This window comes from Luteitalea pratensis, from assembly GCF_001618865.1.
Lineage (GTDB): Bacteria > Acidobacteriota > Vicinamibacteria > Vicinamibacterales > Vicinamibacteraceae > Luteitalea > Luteitalea pratensis.
Map to the genome: position 1 here is coordinate 4,121,807 of NZ_CP015136.1, position 16,577 is coordinate 4,138,383.

At 67.3% G+C, this 16,577-nt stretch carries 13 protein-coding genes; 10 read left to right on the top strand and 3 right to left on the bottom strand.

Annotated features, from left to right (window positions below; all coding sequences use genetic code 11):
• The first annotated feature begins 13 nt into the window (after nt 1-13).
• From LuPra_RS16940 to LuPra_RS16950, 3 genes are all read left to right on the top strand, one after another.
• Entirely contained in the window at nt 14-460 is a 447-nt protein-coding gene (locus LuPra_RS16940; protein ID WP_157899306.1) for an ATP-binding protein, read from the top strand.
• Nucleotides 457-1,290: an inositol monophosphatase family protein gene (locus LuPra_RS16945; RefSeq protein ID WP_110171834.1), complete on the top strand. Its 834-nt coding sequence runs from the start codon at nt 457-459 to the stop codon at nt 1,288-1,290. The genes LuPra_RS16940 and LuPra_RS16945 overlap by 4 nt, the downstream gene beginning before the upstream one ends.
• A gap of 122 nt (nt 1,291-1,412) precedes the next feature.
• A complete protein-coding gene (locus LuPra_RS16950) occupies nt 1,413-2,108 on the top strand; it encodes an outer membrane beta-barrel protein (protein ID WP_110171835.1) in 696 nt (231 codons plus the stop codon).
• 71 nt (nt 2,109-2,179) lie between these two features.
• On the opposite strand, the gene LuPra_RS16955 is transcribed toward LuPra_RS16950, so the two are convergent.
• Complete coding sequence (locus LuPra_RS16955) at nt 2,180-3,646, bottom strand: hypothetical protein (RefSeq protein WP_234800436.1); 1,467 nt, start codon at nt 3,644-3,646, stop codon at nt 2,180-2,182.
• A gap of 155 nt (nt 3,647-3,801) precedes the next feature.
• Between LuPra_RS16955 and LuPra_RS16960 the strand changes: the two genes are divergently transcribed.
• The 4 genes from LuPra_RS16960 (at nt 3,802) to asnB (ending at nt 8,315) form a co-directional block, all read left to right on the top strand.
• Entirely contained in the window at nt 3,802-4,407 is a 606-nt protein-coding gene (locus LuPra_RS16960) for a YqaA family protein (RefSeq protein ID WP_110171837.1), read from the top strand.
• Nucleotides 4,408-4,422: 15 nt separating this feature from the next.
• Nucleotides 4,423-5,442, top strand: a complete 1,020-nt coding sequence (locus tag LuPra_RS16965; RefSeq protein WP_110171838.1) for a glycosyltransferase family 2 protein — start codon at nt 4,423-4,425, stop codon at nt 5,440-5,442.
• Complete coding sequence (locus LuPra_RS16970) at nt 5,439-6,200, top strand: acyltransferase (RefSeq protein WP_157899307.1); 762 nt, start codon at nt 5,439-5,441, stop codon at nt 6,198-6,200. Before LuPra_RS16965 ends, LuPra_RS16970 begins: the two co-directional genes overlap by 4 nt.
• Before the next feature lie 186 nt (nt 6,201-6,386).
• A complete protein-coding gene (asnB, locus tag LuPra_RS16975) occupies nt 6,387-8,315 on the top strand; it encodes an asparagine synthase (glutamine-hydrolyzing) (RefSeq protein ID WP_110171839.1) in 1,929 nt (642 codons plus the stop codon).
• Here the strand turns inward: asnB and LuPra_RS16980 are convergent.
• Entirely contained in the window at nt 8,285-9,964 is a 1,680-nt protein-coding gene (locus LuPra_RS16980) for a glycerol-3-phosphate dehydrogenase/oxidase (protein WP_110171840.1), read from the bottom strand. The genes asnB and LuPra_RS16980 overlap by 31 nt on opposite strands.
• A gap of 25 nt (nt 9,965-9,989) precedes the next feature.
• On the opposite strand from LuPra_RS16980, the gene LuPra_RS16985 reads away from it, so the two are divergent.
• The 3 genes from LuPra_RS16985 (at nt 9,990) to LuPra_RS16995 (ending at nt 12,392) form a co-directional block, all read left to right on the top strand.
• Nucleotides 9,990-10,784, top strand: a complete 795-nt coding sequence (locus tag LuPra_RS16985; RefSeq protein WP_157899308.1) for a class I SAM-dependent methyltransferase — start codon at nt 9,990-9,992, stop codon at nt 10,782-10,784.
• Nucleotides 10,785-10,945: 161 nt separating this feature from the next.
• On the top strand, nt 10,946-11,842 hold the full coding sequence (locus LuPra_RS16990) for a TolB family protein (protein ID WP_162271428.1): 897 nt from the start codon (nt 10,946-10,948) through the stop codon (nt 11,840-11,842).
• Nucleotides 11,843-11,900: 58 nt separating this feature from the next.
• The gene (locus LuPra_RS16995; protein ID WP_110171842.1) at nt 11,901-12,392 is read left to right on the top strand and encodes a DinB family protein; all 492 of its coding nucleotides are present in this window, start codon (nt 11,901-11,903) and stop codon (nt 12,390-12,392) included.
• A gap of 31 nt (nt 12,393-12,423) precedes the next feature.
• Here the strand turns inward: LuPra_RS16995 and LuPra_RS17000 are convergent, their stop codons facing one another.
• Nucleotides 12,424-16,512, bottom strand: a complete 4,089-nt coding sequence (locus tag LuPra_RS17000) for a S8 family serine peptidase (RefSeq protein ID WP_110171843.1) — start codon at nt 16,510-16,512, stop codon at nt 12,424-12,426.
• Nucleotides 16,513-16,577 lie beyond the last annotated feature (65 nt).

Sequence of the window (16,577 nt, forward strand, 5' to 3'; positions counted from 1 at the left end):
CCACCCCGACCACATGGCCGCAGAACGCTCCGCGCTGTCCCTGGTGCTCAACAGCCACGTCGACGTCCTTGACTACGTGCAGGTGGTCTGTGACCAGCTGTGCGCGTCCGCCCAGCTGAACGAGGATGCGGGCCACTGGGTGGGTGTCTCGGTCCGCGAGTCGGTGGTCAACGCCATCCGGCACGGCAACAAGTTCGACCCGGCCAAGCATGTCCGGGTCCACTTCGCCTTCGTGCCAGCCGAGGCGCCGGAATACCTGGAGGTCAGTGTCCAGGACGAGGGCGAGGGGTTCGAGCCTGAAGAGGTCGGCGACCCGCTGGCGCCGGAGAACCTGCTGAAATCCAGCGGGCGCGGTATCTTCTTCATGCGCAACTTCATGGACGACGTCCAGTTGCGCCGTCGGCCCGAAGGCGGCATGGAAGTCCGCATGCGCAAGCGCCTGTCGGTCCCTGCTGAATGAACGCACTCGATCCCCTGTTGCTCGCCACGGCCATCGAGGCCGTGCAGAAGGCCGGCGTCATCCAGATGGCTCACTTCGGTGGGCCGATGCGCATCGACAAGAAAGGCGATATCGACCTCGTGACGGAGGTCGACGTGGCGGTCGAACGCATGTTCCGCGCCATGATTGCCGAGCGCTTCCCCGATCACGTCGTGCTCGGTGAGGAACTCCAGCAGGACGACCTGGTCCGGCATTCGGCGCCTGGCTATTGCTGGGTCTTCGATCCGATCGACGGGACCACCAACTTCGCGCACGGGTTGCCTATCTTCTGCGCGTCGCTGGGCCTCGAACTCGATGGCCAGGCCATCGCCGCTGCCGTCTACGATCCGACGCGGCGAGAGCTGTTCACGGCCGAAAAGGGAGCGGGGGCCCGGCTCAACGGCGCGCCCATCGCCGTGACGCGGGCCGCCAGCGTGCTCGACAGCCTCCTGGTCACGGGGTTCCCGTACACCGTCCAGCAGCCGGAGGTCGGCGCGGAACTGGTCGCCTTGTTCGGTCATTTCCTCGGCCGAAGCCGCGCCGTGCGGCGCCTGGGCTCAGCCGCCCTGGACCTCTGTTACGTGGCGGCTGGTCGCCTCGATGGCTTCTACGAGGCGTCGCTCAAGCCGTGGGACTCCTGTGGCGGGGCGCTGATCGTCCAGGAAGCGGGCGGCAACGTGACCGACTGGAAGGGGACACCGTTCCAGTCGCGACTGCCACAGATCCTGGCGACCAACGGCCGCATTCACGCCGAAATGTTGGCGATGCTCGCGGAGTTCGAGGCCGGTCGCCGCAGCGACGACGCCAACTGATGCCCGCGGGTGACATCAGCCAGGGCACATTCCTTGCTTGAGCTCCTCTCAGCTAGTGTGCAGGTGGCAGCACGCACGAGGCGTGACCACTTGGGACGTCATCCGGCAGGGGAGACAGGCTCATGGTTCGACGGTTGTTGGCGAGCGGTGCGATGGTGTTGGCGTGCAGTGGCGCGGCGTTCGCGCAGGACATGGTCGTCGGCGGCAACATCGGGGGGTTCCTGGTCAGGAACGAGGAGAGCCGCGACAGGGACGACGTACTACGAAACAACCGGACGTTCCTGGCATTCGAGATCGAGGACTTCGACAGCACGACCTTCGGCGGCGACTTCGCCGTAAGCGTCGGCTCGTTCCTCGAGGTGGGTGTAGGCCTGAACTACTCCCAGAGCACGGTCCCGTCGGTCAACGAAGAGTTCGTGGACGATGACGGCACCGAAATCTTCATGGAGATGAAGCAGAAGGTCGTGCCGCTGGCGCTCACGGCGAAGTTGTTTCCCTTCACGCGTGACGCGAAAATCCAGCCGTACCTCGGCGGCGGGGTGCAGTTCAATCGCTGGCAGTACACCGAAGTGGGCGAATTCCTGGATTACGACACCGGCGACATCTTCCGCGACAGCTTCACCGACGACGGCGTCGAGACCGGCCCGGTGTTCCTCGCGGGTCTTCGGTTCCCGGTGGGAGCCAACCTGTTGTTGGGCGGGGAGTGGCGCTACGCGACCGCAAAAGCGGACCTCGATCCGGATCTCGGTTTCTACGGGAAGACCCTGGACCTCGGCGGCCACACCTGGCTGTTCACGGTCGCCTACAAGTTCAAATAGGTAGGGACGCCTCTCCGAGGCGTCCAAGTCATGCGAGCAATCGAGGAAATGGACCGCTCGGAGAGCGGTCCCTACCGCCGCACGTACAACGCAACCCCGCCGCCTTCACACGTGCGCACGAAGCCCTCGAGAAATGTCGGGACCTCCTGCGCCATACGGAACAACTGGTCGCCACCTTCGGCCTTCTCCTCCACGAGGACGAAGGCCGCGTGTCGTTTCGGGCTTTTCAGCGCCTCGAACCAGATCTCGCCGATGCCTTCGTGGATGAAATGGTGGATCGCGAGTCCGTTGGTGGCCGTTTCCTGCATGTAATGCGCGAGTGAGCCCATGCTGACCAGGATCGGCTCGCCGCGCCATGCATCGAGCAGGCACGCCGTGACGTGACGACGTGCCTTCTGGTTGGCACGATCCCACTGCGCTTCGGCAACCATCGGCGACGTCAACCCGAGTGGCCGTCGCTCGAACGCGAGCACACCGACTACGAGCAGCAGCACCGCCGCGCGGTAAGGCCTGGGCAACAGCGTGACCAGCATGCCGATGCACGCCGCAGCCGCGGTGATGAGCAGGATCATGTAACGGATCCGGAACGGGTGCCCGCTCACGAAGGCGTAGTAGGGCAGCGCCGCGGAGCCGGCAAGCGCGAGCACGAACCACCAATCCTGACGATCGTTCCGGACCAGTCCCTGCAACAGCACGACAACCGCGCCGGCCGCGGCTGCCCAGGCGACCGGCCACCCGCCGACACGGCCGAGGCCCCAGCCGACCTGCACGAGCGCCTTCGCGGGCTCGTGGTAGGCGGGGTTGTTCGGCTCGTAGAAGCCCCCGGTCACGAGCCACGCACCCACCGTGACCTTGCTCAGGATCAGGAACAGGACGAGCGCACCGAGCGGCCACAGGCCGACGCGCATCATCGCGGCAAGCGATGGCCCGAACCCGACTCGGTTACGCAAGAGGGTCAGCCAGGCCACCAGCCCTGCCGCGACCGTCATCGGCCACGCCTCGTACCTCGTCAGGCAGGCCAGCGCGAGCACCAGTCCCGCCGGCCACGCGGCGCCCGTGCCCCTGGTGGCCGTCCACGCATAGAGCAACGCGGTGCCCGTCACCGTCAGGCCGAGCAGGAGGGGTTCGGTCATCGGTGTGGCCTGCAGGTAGAGCAGGTCCGGCTGGTAGACGAAGACCGCCAGCGTCACCCATGCCGCAGGGAGTGAGCCCGACAGGCGGGCGACGAGCCACGTCAGCGACGCGGCGGCCGCGGCAAACGACAGCATCGAGATGGCCACGCCCGACAGGCCGGTGCGATACCAGGCATCCACCTGGACGGGTATCGCGTTGAGCACATGCGGCAGCGGCAGCCAGACGGCGCCGATCTGCCGCCAGCCGGGCGTCAGGCTGTCGAAGATGCGCCGCGCCACCACCAGGTGGGCCTTGGCGTCGTAATGACTGAGAGTCAGGTCCTGGCCGGCATAGTACGTGGTCGCGATGCTGCCCACGATGAGAGCGACCAGCGCGGCCATGACGGGGACGAAGGCAGGGCGCAAGGTCAGGGGTGGCGAAGCAGGCACGAGCAGGGCTTGGTTATAATCACGGTCGGGGTCCGACCATCCCGCCATAGTACCTCGGCCACCAGGCGGCCTCCCGGTCGAGGTCCTGCGTCGGACCGCTCCGCCAGCGGTCCCTACCCAACGTTCTCCGCATGTCGAAAGTCGTCGCCGCCATCAAGTCGTTCGCGTTGACCCTCGGGGCCCCCGGCCTCTTCCTGGTCGCGCTGCTCGACTCCTCGTTCCTGTCGTTGCCGCAGGTGCCCGACCTGCTGTTGATTTTCATGGTCACGCGACACCCGTCGCTCTGGCTCGTCTACGCACTCATGACCACGGCCGGATCCATCGCCGGGTGCGTCGGGATGTACCTGCTCGCGCGCAAGGGCGGCGAGCGCGTGCTGCGCAAGATGGTGAGCGCCGAACGCATGGAGCGCGGGCGCGCCACGTTCCAGAAGTGGGGACTCCTGGCGGTCCTCGTGCCCTCCATCCTGCCACCGCCGGCGCCTTTCAAGCTGTTCGTGCTGCTTGCAGGGGTGGTGCAGATTCCCTTGTGGGAGTTCGTGGCCGCCATCGGGCTCGGCCGCGGCTTCCGGTACGGGCTGGAGGCCTTGCTGGCCCGCTGGTACGGACAGCAGGCGATGACGTTCATCGACAAAAACCTGAGGCCGGTTTCGCTCGCGCTGGCAGCCGTCCTGATACTCGGTGGAGTGGCCTACGCGGTGCTCCGGCAACGCCGGGCACAGCATGCCGGTGCGGTATAATCGCGCGTTCTCCTGATGTCTCCCGAGATCTCGCTGGTCATCCCCATCTACAACGAAGCGCCCAACATCGAGGCGCTCTACGGGGAGATCACGGCAGCGCTGGCGCAATGGGGCCGCACCTACGAGGTACTGCTGATCGACGACGGGAGCACCGACGGCAGCGCGGCGCTGCTGGCGTCGCTGCCGGCGCGAGATGCCCGCTTCCGCATCATCCGCTTCCGCAAGAACTTTGGTCAGACGCCGGCATTCTCGGCCGGTTTCGCCTACGCGCGCGGCCAGATCATCATCACGTCCGACGGCGACCTGCAGAACGACCCGAAGGACATCCCGATGCTCGTCGCCAGGCTCGAGGAGGGCAACGACATCGTGTGCGGCTGGCGCAAGGACCGCAAGGACACGCTGATCACGCGCCGCATCCCGTCGATACTCGCCAACAAGCTGATCTCGCGCGCCACCGGCGTCGACCTCCACGACTACGGCTGCTCGCTCAAGGCGTTCCGCAGCGAGGTCGTCAAGCCGCTGCGCCTGTACGGCGAGATGCACCGCTTCATCCCGGCGATCGCGAGCGAGTTCGGCGTGAAGGTCGCCGAGGTCGTCGTCAACCATCGGGCGAGGCGGGCCGGCACGTCGAAATACGGCCTGTCGCGCACCATCCGCGTCATCCTGGACCTTGTCACCGTCAAGTTCCTGCTCAATTACGCGACACGACCGCTGCAGATCTTCGGGCTGGTCGGCGTGATTCTCGGCAGTCTCGGTGCGCTGATCATGGCGTACCTCGCGTTCGTGCGTCTGTTCATGCACCAGGGCATCGCCGATCGGCCGCTGCTGCTGTTCGGCATCCTGCTCGTCTCATCCGGCCTGCAATTGTTGACGATGGGACTGCTGGCGGAACTGCAGGCACGCACGTACCACGAGTCGCAGGACAAGCCGACCTACGCGATCCGCGAGATCGTCGAGGCGACGGCGGAACATCCCGAGCCGATGCACCTGGCCGTGAACATCAGCGCCGGCCCCCGGGAGCTGTCACGGGGGTGAAGCCGCCGCGCGAGCACGACGCGCGGATCACCGTGATCCAGCGCGAGCTGTTCGACGAGAAGAAGTCGAAGGCGCAGCGGTACGCCGAGCTGGTCGTTGGCAAACCCGGCCTCCTCCCGTTGTTCAAGCACGAAGTGATCACGCTCATCTGCTGGGGGCTGCCGGGGGCGCTCGGGCTCTTCATCCGGTCGAAGCTGTACCCGTGGCTGCTCGGCTCGTGCGGGCGGGGCGTGGCATTCGGCGCCGGCGTGGTCCTGCGCCATCCCCACAAGATCCACATCGCCGACAACGTGGTCGTCGACGATGGCTGCTGCCTCGATGCCAAGGGGACCGACAACGACGGCATCCGGATCGGCAGCGGCGTGTTCCTCGGCCGCAACGCGATCCTCAGTTGCAAGAACGGCGACATCATCGTCGATGACGAAGCCAACATCGGCTTCAACACCGAGATCTTCTCGGCCTCACGAGTGCGGGTCGGCAAGAAGGTCCTGATCGCCGCGTATACCTACCTGGTGGGCGGGGATCATCTCTACGATCGGGTGGACATCCCGGTGCTCGATCAGGGGCGGACAGCCGCCGGCATCGACATCGGCGATCACGCGTGGCTCGGCGCGCACGTGGTCGTGACCGACGGCTCCCGTGTCGGGCGCGATGCGATCGTGGGCGCGGGTGCTGTCGTCGTCGGCGAGATCCCGGAATTCGCGATCGCCGTCGGCACGCCAGCGAAGGTGGTGCGCGACCGGCGAACGCCGGCCTGAGTGTCGAGCAAGCTCGACACCTACGACAGCCTGTGTGGCCGTCGGTCCTGGCCGGCGGACATGCGACAACAGCATGTGTAGCCGTCGACCTTGGTCGACGGACAGTGATGTTCGAGGTGGGCTGTCATCGAGCCCGCAGCCAGCGCGCGGGACAAGTCCCGCGCCTACGTGTCGAGTCCAGACCCAATGTGCGGCATCGTCGCCATCGCCCATCGTGATCTCCGCGCCCCCGTGAGCGAGGCCGCCCTGCGCGGCATGGCGCGCACGCTCGTCCACCGCGGCCCGGAAGACGAAGGCGTGCTCGCGGGTTGCGGCGGTGGACTCGGCTTCCGGCGCCTGTCGTTCATGGACATCCCCGGCGGCCAGCAGCCGTTCACCAACGAAGCGGGCAACGTCCACGTCGTCGGCAACGGCGAGATTTACAACTACCCGGAATTGCGCGGTGAGCTCGAAGCACTGGGTCACCGCTTCCGATCCGGGTCGGACATCGAGGCCGCCCTCCACGCCTACGAGCAGTGGGGCTGCGACGCGTTCACCCACCTGCGCGGCATGTTCGCGCTGGCGCTGTACGACGAACGCACGCACGCACTCGTGGCGGCTCGCGATCGCGCAGGCGAGAAGCCGCTGTTCTACGCCGACACGACTGACGGCCTTTTCCTCGCGTCCGAGGTCAAGGCCCTGCTGGTGCGGCCCGAGGTCTCACGCGAGTTCGATCTGCAGGCGCTGGACCAGTTCCTGACCTACGAGTACGTCATCGCACCGCGGACGCTGTTTGCACAGATCCGCAGCCTTCCGGCCGCACATTACCTTGTCTATCGCGACGGGAAGGTGCGCGTCGAGCGCTACTGGGACGTGGCCGAGGTACCGGTTCGCGAGTGGGCTGCGGCCGACGCGGCCACTGCGGTGCGTACGGCCCTGGCGACGGCCGTCGATCGGCAGATGATGTCGGATGTGCCGCTCGGGGTGTTCCTGTCGGGCGGGATCGACTCGAGCGCGATCGCCGCGTTCATGGCCGACGCCGCGGTGCGGCGCGGCGTCACGGTCACGAGCTTCAGCATGGGGTTCCGCGACCAGAGCTACAACGAGCTCCCGTACGCGCGCGAGATTGCGACGCGCTTCGGCCTGACGCACGTCGAGGACCTGGTCACCGCCGACGTCGCCAGCCTGTTCGATCCGCTGGTCGCGCATCTCGACCAGCCCTTCGCCGACGTGTCGTTCTTTCCCACCTACCTCGTGTCGCGACTGGCGCGGCAACACGTCAAGGGCGTGCTCGCCGGCGATGGCGGCGACGAGTTGTTCGGCGGCTACGACGCGTACGCCGCCCAGGCCCTGGCGGCACGGCTCTCGCGCCTGACGCCGGACGCCGCGTGGCAGCTGGCCGATCGGGTCGCGCAGTTGGTGCCGCCGGCGGCGCAGAAGAAGGGCGCGCTGAACAAGGTCAAGCGCTTCCTCGCCGGGATCACGTCCAACACCGCGGACCTCGGGCACTACCGCTGGATGACGTTCATGGATCCGCCCTCACGTCGGCGGCTCTACTCGCCGGCCATGCTCGACGCCGCCCTCGGCGGCGACGTGCATCGGGAAGTACGCGAGGCGTTTGGCGCGTATCGCTCCGACGATGCGATGAACCGCGAGCTCTATGCGGATCTCCGCGTGTACCTCGCAGACGACATCCTGGTGAAGGTCGATCGCATGAGCATGGCGACTTCGCTCGAAACGCGAGCGCCCTTCCTCGACACCGACCTGATGGAGCTGGCCTTTTCCATGCCCGGACATCTCAAGGTGCGCGGCGACCAGCGCAAGATCGTCCTGAAGCAGGCATTGCGCGGCGTGCTGCCCGAGAGCATCCTCTTGCGCAGGAAGGAGGGCTTCAGCATTCCGATGAAGAACTGGCTGCGACGCGAGTTGCAGCCGCTGATGCGCGACCTGCTCTCCGCGGAGCGACTCACTCGGCGCGGGCTGTTCCAACCCACGGAAGTCGCGCGACTCATGCAGGAGCACGTGGACGGCCGCGCCAATCATGCGCACCAGTTGTTCTCGCTGATGGTGTTCGAGCGCTGGGCCGATGCGCTCGAGGCGCCGGTTCAGATGCCGGGTATCGTTGCCGCGTCGTAGACACGCCCGAGCGACTGCACTTCGCGAGCCCGTTGCGCGTCGGTCCAGCCCAGTTCCTTGCCCATGAGCGTGGCGGCGGCCAGAACGGCGTCCTGGCCCGGATGGCCACGGGTCCCGGCCTCGGTGCGTCGCAGCAGCGCGTCCGCGAGTGTGATGGCCATCTCCTCGCGCACCGCATACAGCACTTCCGCGGCGGTGACATCGCAGTGCGCCCCCAACGGTCGTAATGACGAGTCCTCTGGTGCCTCGGCATCCGCCGTGCCGGCAGCGTGAGGTCGCGTCGCGATCACGTCCCTCCACGCCGTGCCGTAGCTGCAGACGAGCCGTTCGATCAGCGACGCTGGCACGTCGGGTGTGGCCTGCCGCCTCGCTTCGGCCACGAACGTATCGAATCGCTCGATGTCCCCGCCATCGAGTTTCGTCGTGGCGGTGGCACCCGGCTTCGCGACGATGTCGAGCACGCGGACGATCGCGTCCACGGCACGTTCCGCGGAGTGGCGTGCTGTCGTATAGCGCACCCCGACGAGCGAGAAGAGGTTCGCGCAGCCGTCCTCGCCGTGGTCGATGAAGGGACTCTCGCGCAGCAGCGTGACGCGCCGTGCCGAGGCTTCGGTGGCCGGCAGCAGCCCTCGATGCACGAGCCGGATGTCGGTCGCCTGCACGGCCGCCCGCGGGAACGCCGCATTGACATCGTCGAGCAGCTGATCGACGAATTCGCGCCGCGGCACCAGTTGATCTGCCGTACCCGTCCATGGGTCATGGCTGGTTCCGGCGATGGTGGCGCCGCGCCACGGCGCCAGGAAGAACAGGCGGCCACGTGCGGTGCCGCCGACGGCATGCGTGCCGCCGCGGCCGGCGATCACGAGATTCATCGCCACCGACCACTGCGGCACGCGCCGCCCGAAGGCCGATGCACCCCACGCGCGAAGCGCCTCCGCTGTCCAGCCGCCGGTGGCCATGAGCACCGCACGCGCGCGGATGGGGAAGGGCGGTGCTTCTGGCCGCAGCGACTGCGCCATCACGCCCGCCACCCGACCCTCGTCCTGCCGGATCAGCCCCAGGGCCTGCACGTGGTTGGCGGCCTCGAGCCCGTGCCGAACCGCAGTGCGAATGAAGGCCAGTTCGGCGCGCGAGCTGTTGGAGAACTGAGCGTCATGCCACTCGATGGCACCCGTGACCCCGTCGGGATCCAGCCACGGCGCCAGCCGCAGGCATTCCTCCCGCGAGACAACGCGGCTGGCCGGCAGGTGCTTGCTCGGGTCGGGCAAATCGTTGCGGTCGTGCGCCAGCAGGTCGTTGAACCGGAAGTAGACGCCGAGCAACAGCTTGTGCCGTGTCAGCCGGCGACTTGTGGGCAGCAGGAACGGCAGCGGGTGGACGAGGTGGGGCAGGATGTACGAGAGAGCGCGACGCTCGCGCAGGTACTCGCGCATTTCGCCGAGGTGCCCGCGCTGCAGCGAGCGCACGCCCCCGTGCACCGTCTTGGCATTGTTGAACGACGTGCCGCTGCCGAAGTCTCCCTTGTCGATCAGGGCCACCTTGAGGCCGCGCTGCGTCGCATCCCACGCCACGGTGGCACCGTAGATGCCGGCGCCGACGATGAGCAGGTCGAACTCGGAGGTCGTGAGCCGACTCGGATCGCGTCGCACGTGCCGTGTATTTTACGATAGCGGCATGCACCCGCCCGCGAGCCGGCCGCACGGCCCCGCCTCTGCCGCCGACGTCGCCGCCTACTGGAACACGCGCATCCACGATCTCGAGATGACCACCCACCCGGTGGGCACGCGCGAATTCTTCGACGACCTCGACGACTACCGCTTCGACAAGCTGCATTACCTGCCGCTTCTGGTCGACTTCAACGGCTTTGCAGGCAAGCGCGTGCTCGAGATCGGCTGCGGTATCGGGACCGACCTGGCGCGGTTCGCCCGCGGCGGGGCGCGCGTCACCGGCATCGACCTGGCGCAAGCGTCCATCGACCTGGCCCGGAAGAACTTCGAGTTGCATGGGCTGCAGGCCGAGGATCTGCGCGTGGCCGACGGAGCAGCCCTGCCATTCGACCAGGCGTCCTTCGACGTCGTCTACTGCCATGGGGTACTGCAGTACGCCGCCGATGCCGCGGCCATCGTCGCCGAGGCTCGACGAGTGCTGCGGCCGGACGGTCTGGCCGTCTTCATGGTCTACAACCGCGTCTCGTGGCTGCAGGCGATGTCCAGGGTCATGAAGGTGGGGCTCGAGCACGGTGACGCGCCCGTGCTCCAGCTCTATTCCATCCCCGAGTTCAGGGCGCTCCTCTCCCCCTTTGGCGACGTGGAGATCGTGCCTGAGCGGTTTCCCGTCGCATCGAGGCTGCACAAGGGATGGAAGGCTACTGCGTACAACTCGTTCTTCGTCGGCACCTTCAACGCCTTGCCGAAGGCGTGGGTGCGACCCTACGGCTGGCATCTCATGGCGTTCTGCCGGCCAGCCTGATTCTGTTGGCCGCGTGCGGCGAGTCGGCCGCGCCGCCGGCACGTGCGACCGGTGCATCGTCGAGTTGGCCGCCAGGCGCGTCCGCGCCAGCTGGGTCGGCCGCGGGCGAGTCGCCGGCCGCTCTGGTAGCGGCCGCTGAGGCGGCTCCGCCTCCCGGGCCGTTGCCCCAGGTCGTGCAGCCCTACCACGGCGTCACCGCCGGCACGCTCGTGTTCCAGTCCGACGTCGCCGGTCGACCGAAGGTTTTCACGCTCGAGATCGCAACCGGCCTGGTGCGGCAGCTGACGCATGGCGGGGAGTGGCGTGACGAGTCGCCACGGTGGTCGCCGGACGGGCAGTGGATCGCCTTCACCTCCAACCGCGCGCATTACGGCGCGCAACCCGAGACCGGCACACCGGATGTCGATGTCTACGTGATGCGCACCGACGGTTCGGCGGTCCGCCGGATCACGACCGATCCGGGCAACGACTACGACCCGAGTTGGTCGCCGGACGGACAGGGACTCGTGTTCTCGTCGGACCGTGCGTCGCGCGGCGACCTGTACCGTGTCCGCATCGCCGATGGGCACACCGATCGACTCACCACGAACTTCGTCGGCCGGGCCATCATGCCCGCCGTGTCGCCAGACGGGTCGAAGGTCGCCTTCGCCGCGCAGACGTTGCGGCTGGGCGCATTCTGGGTCTTCCAGCTCCACGTGCTCGACCTGGCTTCCGGACGCACGGAGCCGCTGCCCGCGAGCGGCGGCGCCTGCTGGCCCTCCTGGTCGCCGGACGGCCGAGCGCTGTACAACGTGCAACTGGACCGGGAGCCCTCGTTCATCCAGCGGCGCGACATGACGAGCGGCGGGGTCTCGCTGGCGCACTCCAATCCGTCGCTGTGGAGTTACTACCCGCGTGTCTCTCCGGACGGCCAGTGGCTGGTCGTGTCGCTCAGCCCGGAGCATCACGAAGGCGAGAACTGGGATCTGGCGCTGGTTTCGACCAGCGACCCGGGGCGCCGGGTCCCGCTCACCACCGGTGCGGGCAACGATCGTCTCGCCGACTGGCGGCCCCGGTAAACTTTCGCCTTGTATTCGCCTGAGGCCTGCGCTAGGTTACGGCGCGGAGGGGTCGCCCATGACGCTTGCGGAATTGTTCCTGCCCGAGTTCGACCAGGAAGTGGCCAAGACGCGGACGATGCTCGAGCGCGTGCCCGAAGATCGATTCGACTACGCGCCGCACGCGAAGTCGATGAAGCTCGGCCGCCTCGCCTCGCACCTGGCCGAGATGCCGCAGTGGCTCACGGTCACGGTCACCACAGAGGAACTCGAGCCAACCCCCGACATGAAGGGGTTCAACGCCTCATCACGTCAGGATTTGCTGGACGAACTCGACTCGCGAACGGTCGCGGCGCGTGAGCATCTCGCGAAGGCGACCGACGAGGCTCTCGCCATCACCTGGACCTTCAAATGGCAAGGGAAGGTCATCTTCGCACTGCCTCGCCACGTGGTGATTCGCAGCATGGTGATGAGTCACATGATCCATCACCGGGCGCAGCTGGGCGTCTATCTCCGCCTCCTCGATATCCCGATCCCTGGCCCCTACGGTCCATCCGCTGACGAAATGTAGACGCCAGGGGTACGGACTCTGCCAGCCCGGGTCAGCGCAGCCGGGTGCCGGTCGTATTGATGCCGCCGGCCCAGTGCTGGCCCACGGCATCCCAGTACATCGCGCGCTCGACCACGATCGGCACAGAGTTGGTGGCCTCGACGAGAACACCGAAATTGGCATTGGCCAACTCGGGAATCGCACTCGCCCATACCGTGAATCGTGAGTTGGGCAGCACGGTCGCCGTCCGGACGACCGGTGGCCCGATCTCACCGAGGAACGTCAGCGTGACCTCGGCGGCTTGGGCCGAACTCGGGTTGGCGATCAGCACGAACGTCTCGTAATTGCTCGAGGTCCCGGCCCGGCCTTCGGCGAGCATCCATGCCAGCCCGGTGTCAGTCACGCCAAAGCTGTTGTGCGCGTCCTGCCACGTGCTCGAGTTGCCTGGCCAGTACATGGCGCGCTCGACCACGATCGGCTCGCCGGAGACGACGCGCACGGACACTTCCGCCTGACGAAGGCGCGGGTCCTGGTCCTCGACGTTGATCGTCAGTCGACGACGCGCCGGCACATCGTAGGTGCGATCGACGGTCGTCCCGTCGGAAAGCAGGTAGGTCACCGTCGCCGTCGTCGCATCCACGCCCGGGTTGCCGAGGAGCACGTACATGTCGAAGTAGTCGCCGGTCGCACCTTCGGCAAGGAACCAGAAGGTGGAGAGCGCAGAGACGCCCGCCGAATCGTGGCCGCCGTTCCAGTACCGGCCCTGGCTGCTCCAGTACATCGCGCGCTCGGCCATCACGGGCGTATCCGCGTCGACCTCGATGGAGAACGAGCGACCGACGAGCGCCGCATGGGAACCGGCCCAGATCGTCTCGCGCGCGTGCGCCGGAATGGTGAGGGCAACCGTGTAGGCCGGCTCGTGTTCCCGCAGGAAGCTGACCTGCATCGTCGCGGGAGTGTCCCCCGGATTCGCGAGCAGCACCCACGTGTCGAAGAACCCCTGTGATCCCTCGGCGAAGTACCACCGGTTGGCCGGGGCCTCCACGGCCGACCCACCATGGCCGCCGTAATGCGTGGCCTGGTCCCAGAACATCGTCCGCTCTACCGCCAGCGGCAGCCCCGAGGGCACGGTGACGACCGTCGACACGGCACTCTCGCCGGCGAGCGCCCGTTCGTCGTTGACGCGAATGGTGCGTCGCGACCGGGCGGGGATGGTGAGGTCGCGGATCACCTGCCGGCCAGACGGCGTCAGATACGTGAGCACATAGGGCACGTCCTCGTCGTGCGGGTTGGCCACGAGGACGTCCATATCGAAGAACCAGCCGGTGGCGCCTTCCGCCAACAGGCTCGACGCCGGCACGACGACCTGCGTGCTCGCGGCCGCGAACCCGCCGCAGTTGGTCACGGTCACGTTTACGGGCTGGACGCCTCCAGCCGACCAGGCGTACGTCGCTGCCGGCGTGCCCTGGCCAGCGAGCGGCTGCGGTGCCCACACGTAGGCGACAGGTGAGGATGTGGTTACGGGTGAGAGTGATGCCGTCAAGGTCACGGTCGCCCCGGCAGGCGCGTGGGTGGGTCCCGTGACGGTCAGGTCCTGAACCGGCTCCACGCACCCCACCGGCAGCACACGGAAGAGCCCCAGTACGTCATCGGCCTGGATCGCCCCTGCCTCGTTGTCGACTTCGAAACGCACGTCGTAGACGCCGACGGCCTCAGGCCCGAACGTCACTACCGGCCGCATCATCGCCGTGTCTCCGGATCCGGCAAACGTGCTGGCGGCCAGGTCGAGCGAGACCATACCAGGGATTTCCAGCGTGTTGCCCGAACCTGGAAGCCCTTCGCCGACGACCGCGCCGGCCGCGTTGATCAGGCGGAACACGCTCGCGGTGCCGGGCCGCTCGACCACGCGAATCCATGCCGCCACGTCGCCGGCGTCGTTCGCGAGCTTCATGTCCATGTGCTGCATGGTGCGCCAGGACAGCCCGCCTGGCGTTATCCACCGGGCTTCCATCGTGACCGACACGCCCACCGGCGCGTGACGGACGGTCGGCTGGAGCAACTCGAAGGTTCCGAGGATCGGCGACGTGATCGACAAGTGCACCGCACTCAGCCCTCCTCCCGGCGATGGATTGCGTACCACGATCAAGGGCGTGCGCGGGGCCGGGAAGGTCACGTCCCGGGCCAGCACGCGGATGTAGACCAGGGCCGGGCTCGAGTAGTACACCGCGCGATTCTGGGCATCCCATTGGGCCTGCGTCTCGCGTGTGAAGCCGGATCCGCGCACGGCCAGCCAGAAGTCGGCACCGAACACCGTCGCTGAGATCGACGCTGGCTCGAGATTCGTGATCCGTGGCACGGGATAGGTCGCGAGGGCCTCGCGTGCGACCGTGAGCGTGTACGAACCGGTGCGCGTCGCGTTGCCCGCGTCGCGTACGACAAGCAGGTAGGGGCCGGTGCGCGGCAAGCTGAGACCGGTGACCTGCGCGTTGTTGCCATCGCCGCCGTTGTCGTCGACGGCGATGCGCACGCCGCTCGGATCGCGCACCTCCAGCAGGGGGTCGAGCGTCCCTGTGCGCTGATTCAGGCGCACCGTGATGCGATCGCCCGCCGACCCGTTGTACCTGTAGAAATCACGGTCGCTCGTGGTCGCGATCGTGCCGATCGTCGGCTCCACGACGTCGAAGATGGTGCGGAAGTCATCCGCATCACAGTTCACGACGCCGCACAGGGCGGCCAACGCATCGACACGCCGAATCGAGTTCACCAGGCCACCGGGTCGCTGATCGGTGATCAGGGGGCCGGTGGTGCGGATGCGGGTCGCCAGTTCGCTCACGATCGACCCTGCCCCGACGCCTTTCAACTCCTGTCGGAGCAGGGCGAACACGCCAGCCACATGCGGGGCTGCCATCGAGGTGCCGCTCTTGGACAGGCGTGTCGGCGTGCTTGACGACGAGTCCTGTGGCACCGCGGCAAAGATCCCGCGACCCGGCGCAAGCACCGTGGTCAAGGGGGAGATGTTGCTGAACGTCGCAACCTGGTCGACGTCGTTGGTGGCACCGACGCTGATCGCGTTGGACAGGCACGCGGGGAAGGACATCAGGTTGCGAAAACCATCGTTGCCTGCGGCGGCGACCACGGCGATCCCCAGTGCCCGCAGCAGCGCGACGGTGTCGCGCATGCTCGTGAAACTGGCGTCGCAGGGGCCAGCGAACACAGCAGCGCCGAGGCTCATGTTGACCGCGGCGATCGTCCGCGTGGCGCTCAGCGCGACGACCCGGTTGAGCCCGGCGATCGTGTCGGATTCGAAGCTGCCGACGCAGGGGCTCGTGCGATTGTCATCGGCACACGGCGTCTGCAATCCATCGTCGCGTCTGGAAAACACCTGGATGGCGATGATGTCGGCCTGCGGCGCGACGGCGGCGGCGATGCTGGCCACATGTGTGCCATGATCGCACCCCGACACGTTCGACGGACAGTCTTCGCCAGACCCCACGGCGGTGGACGACGCGGCGGCTCCCGGGCACATCGAGGAAGCGCCGATGAAGTTGTTGGTGGTCGAGAAGCACGCTTCGCTGACCACGCGGCCGGCGAGATCGGGATGTGTCTTGTCGACGCCGGTATCGAGGATCGCGATGGCGACGTTGTCGCCCGTCGTGCCGAGCTGGACGACACGATCGGCTTGCACCAGCGGAACGCTGACGTCGAGCATTGGCTCGACGAACGCGTCTTCCTTGATCGCGATCACGTTGGGGAGCGCGTCGAGGCGGTCGATCGCCAGCACCCCGATCGTCATCGCCATGCCGGGGGTGAATTCGAAGCGGCGGAGTTCGGTGAGCAGCAGTCCCTCGAGCGCGTCGATCACAAGCCCCTGCGCCGCCGCGACCGCGTCACGCCGCTGCTGCAGGCCGCCGGGGGTAGCCAGGCTGCTGTCAGGTGATTCGACGTCGAGGCGCAGCGAGACAATGACCCGCACCTGTGCCTGTTGCAGGGCCTTCTGGCGTACGGCGTCGAACTGGGCAGCCCTGTCCGAGTCGGTGGGCGCCTGCTGGCCGAGGAGCGGTTGCGCGGGCCGCAAGAGCGCCAGGACGACGAGCGCCGCGACGGCGGCCAGCATGCGGGCCTGAGCAAGACGACGGTGCATTCGAACCCCTCCGGTTAGAGGTCCTGCGCGGTTTAGCTCATCTGTAATGGCGCAATGCTAGCACA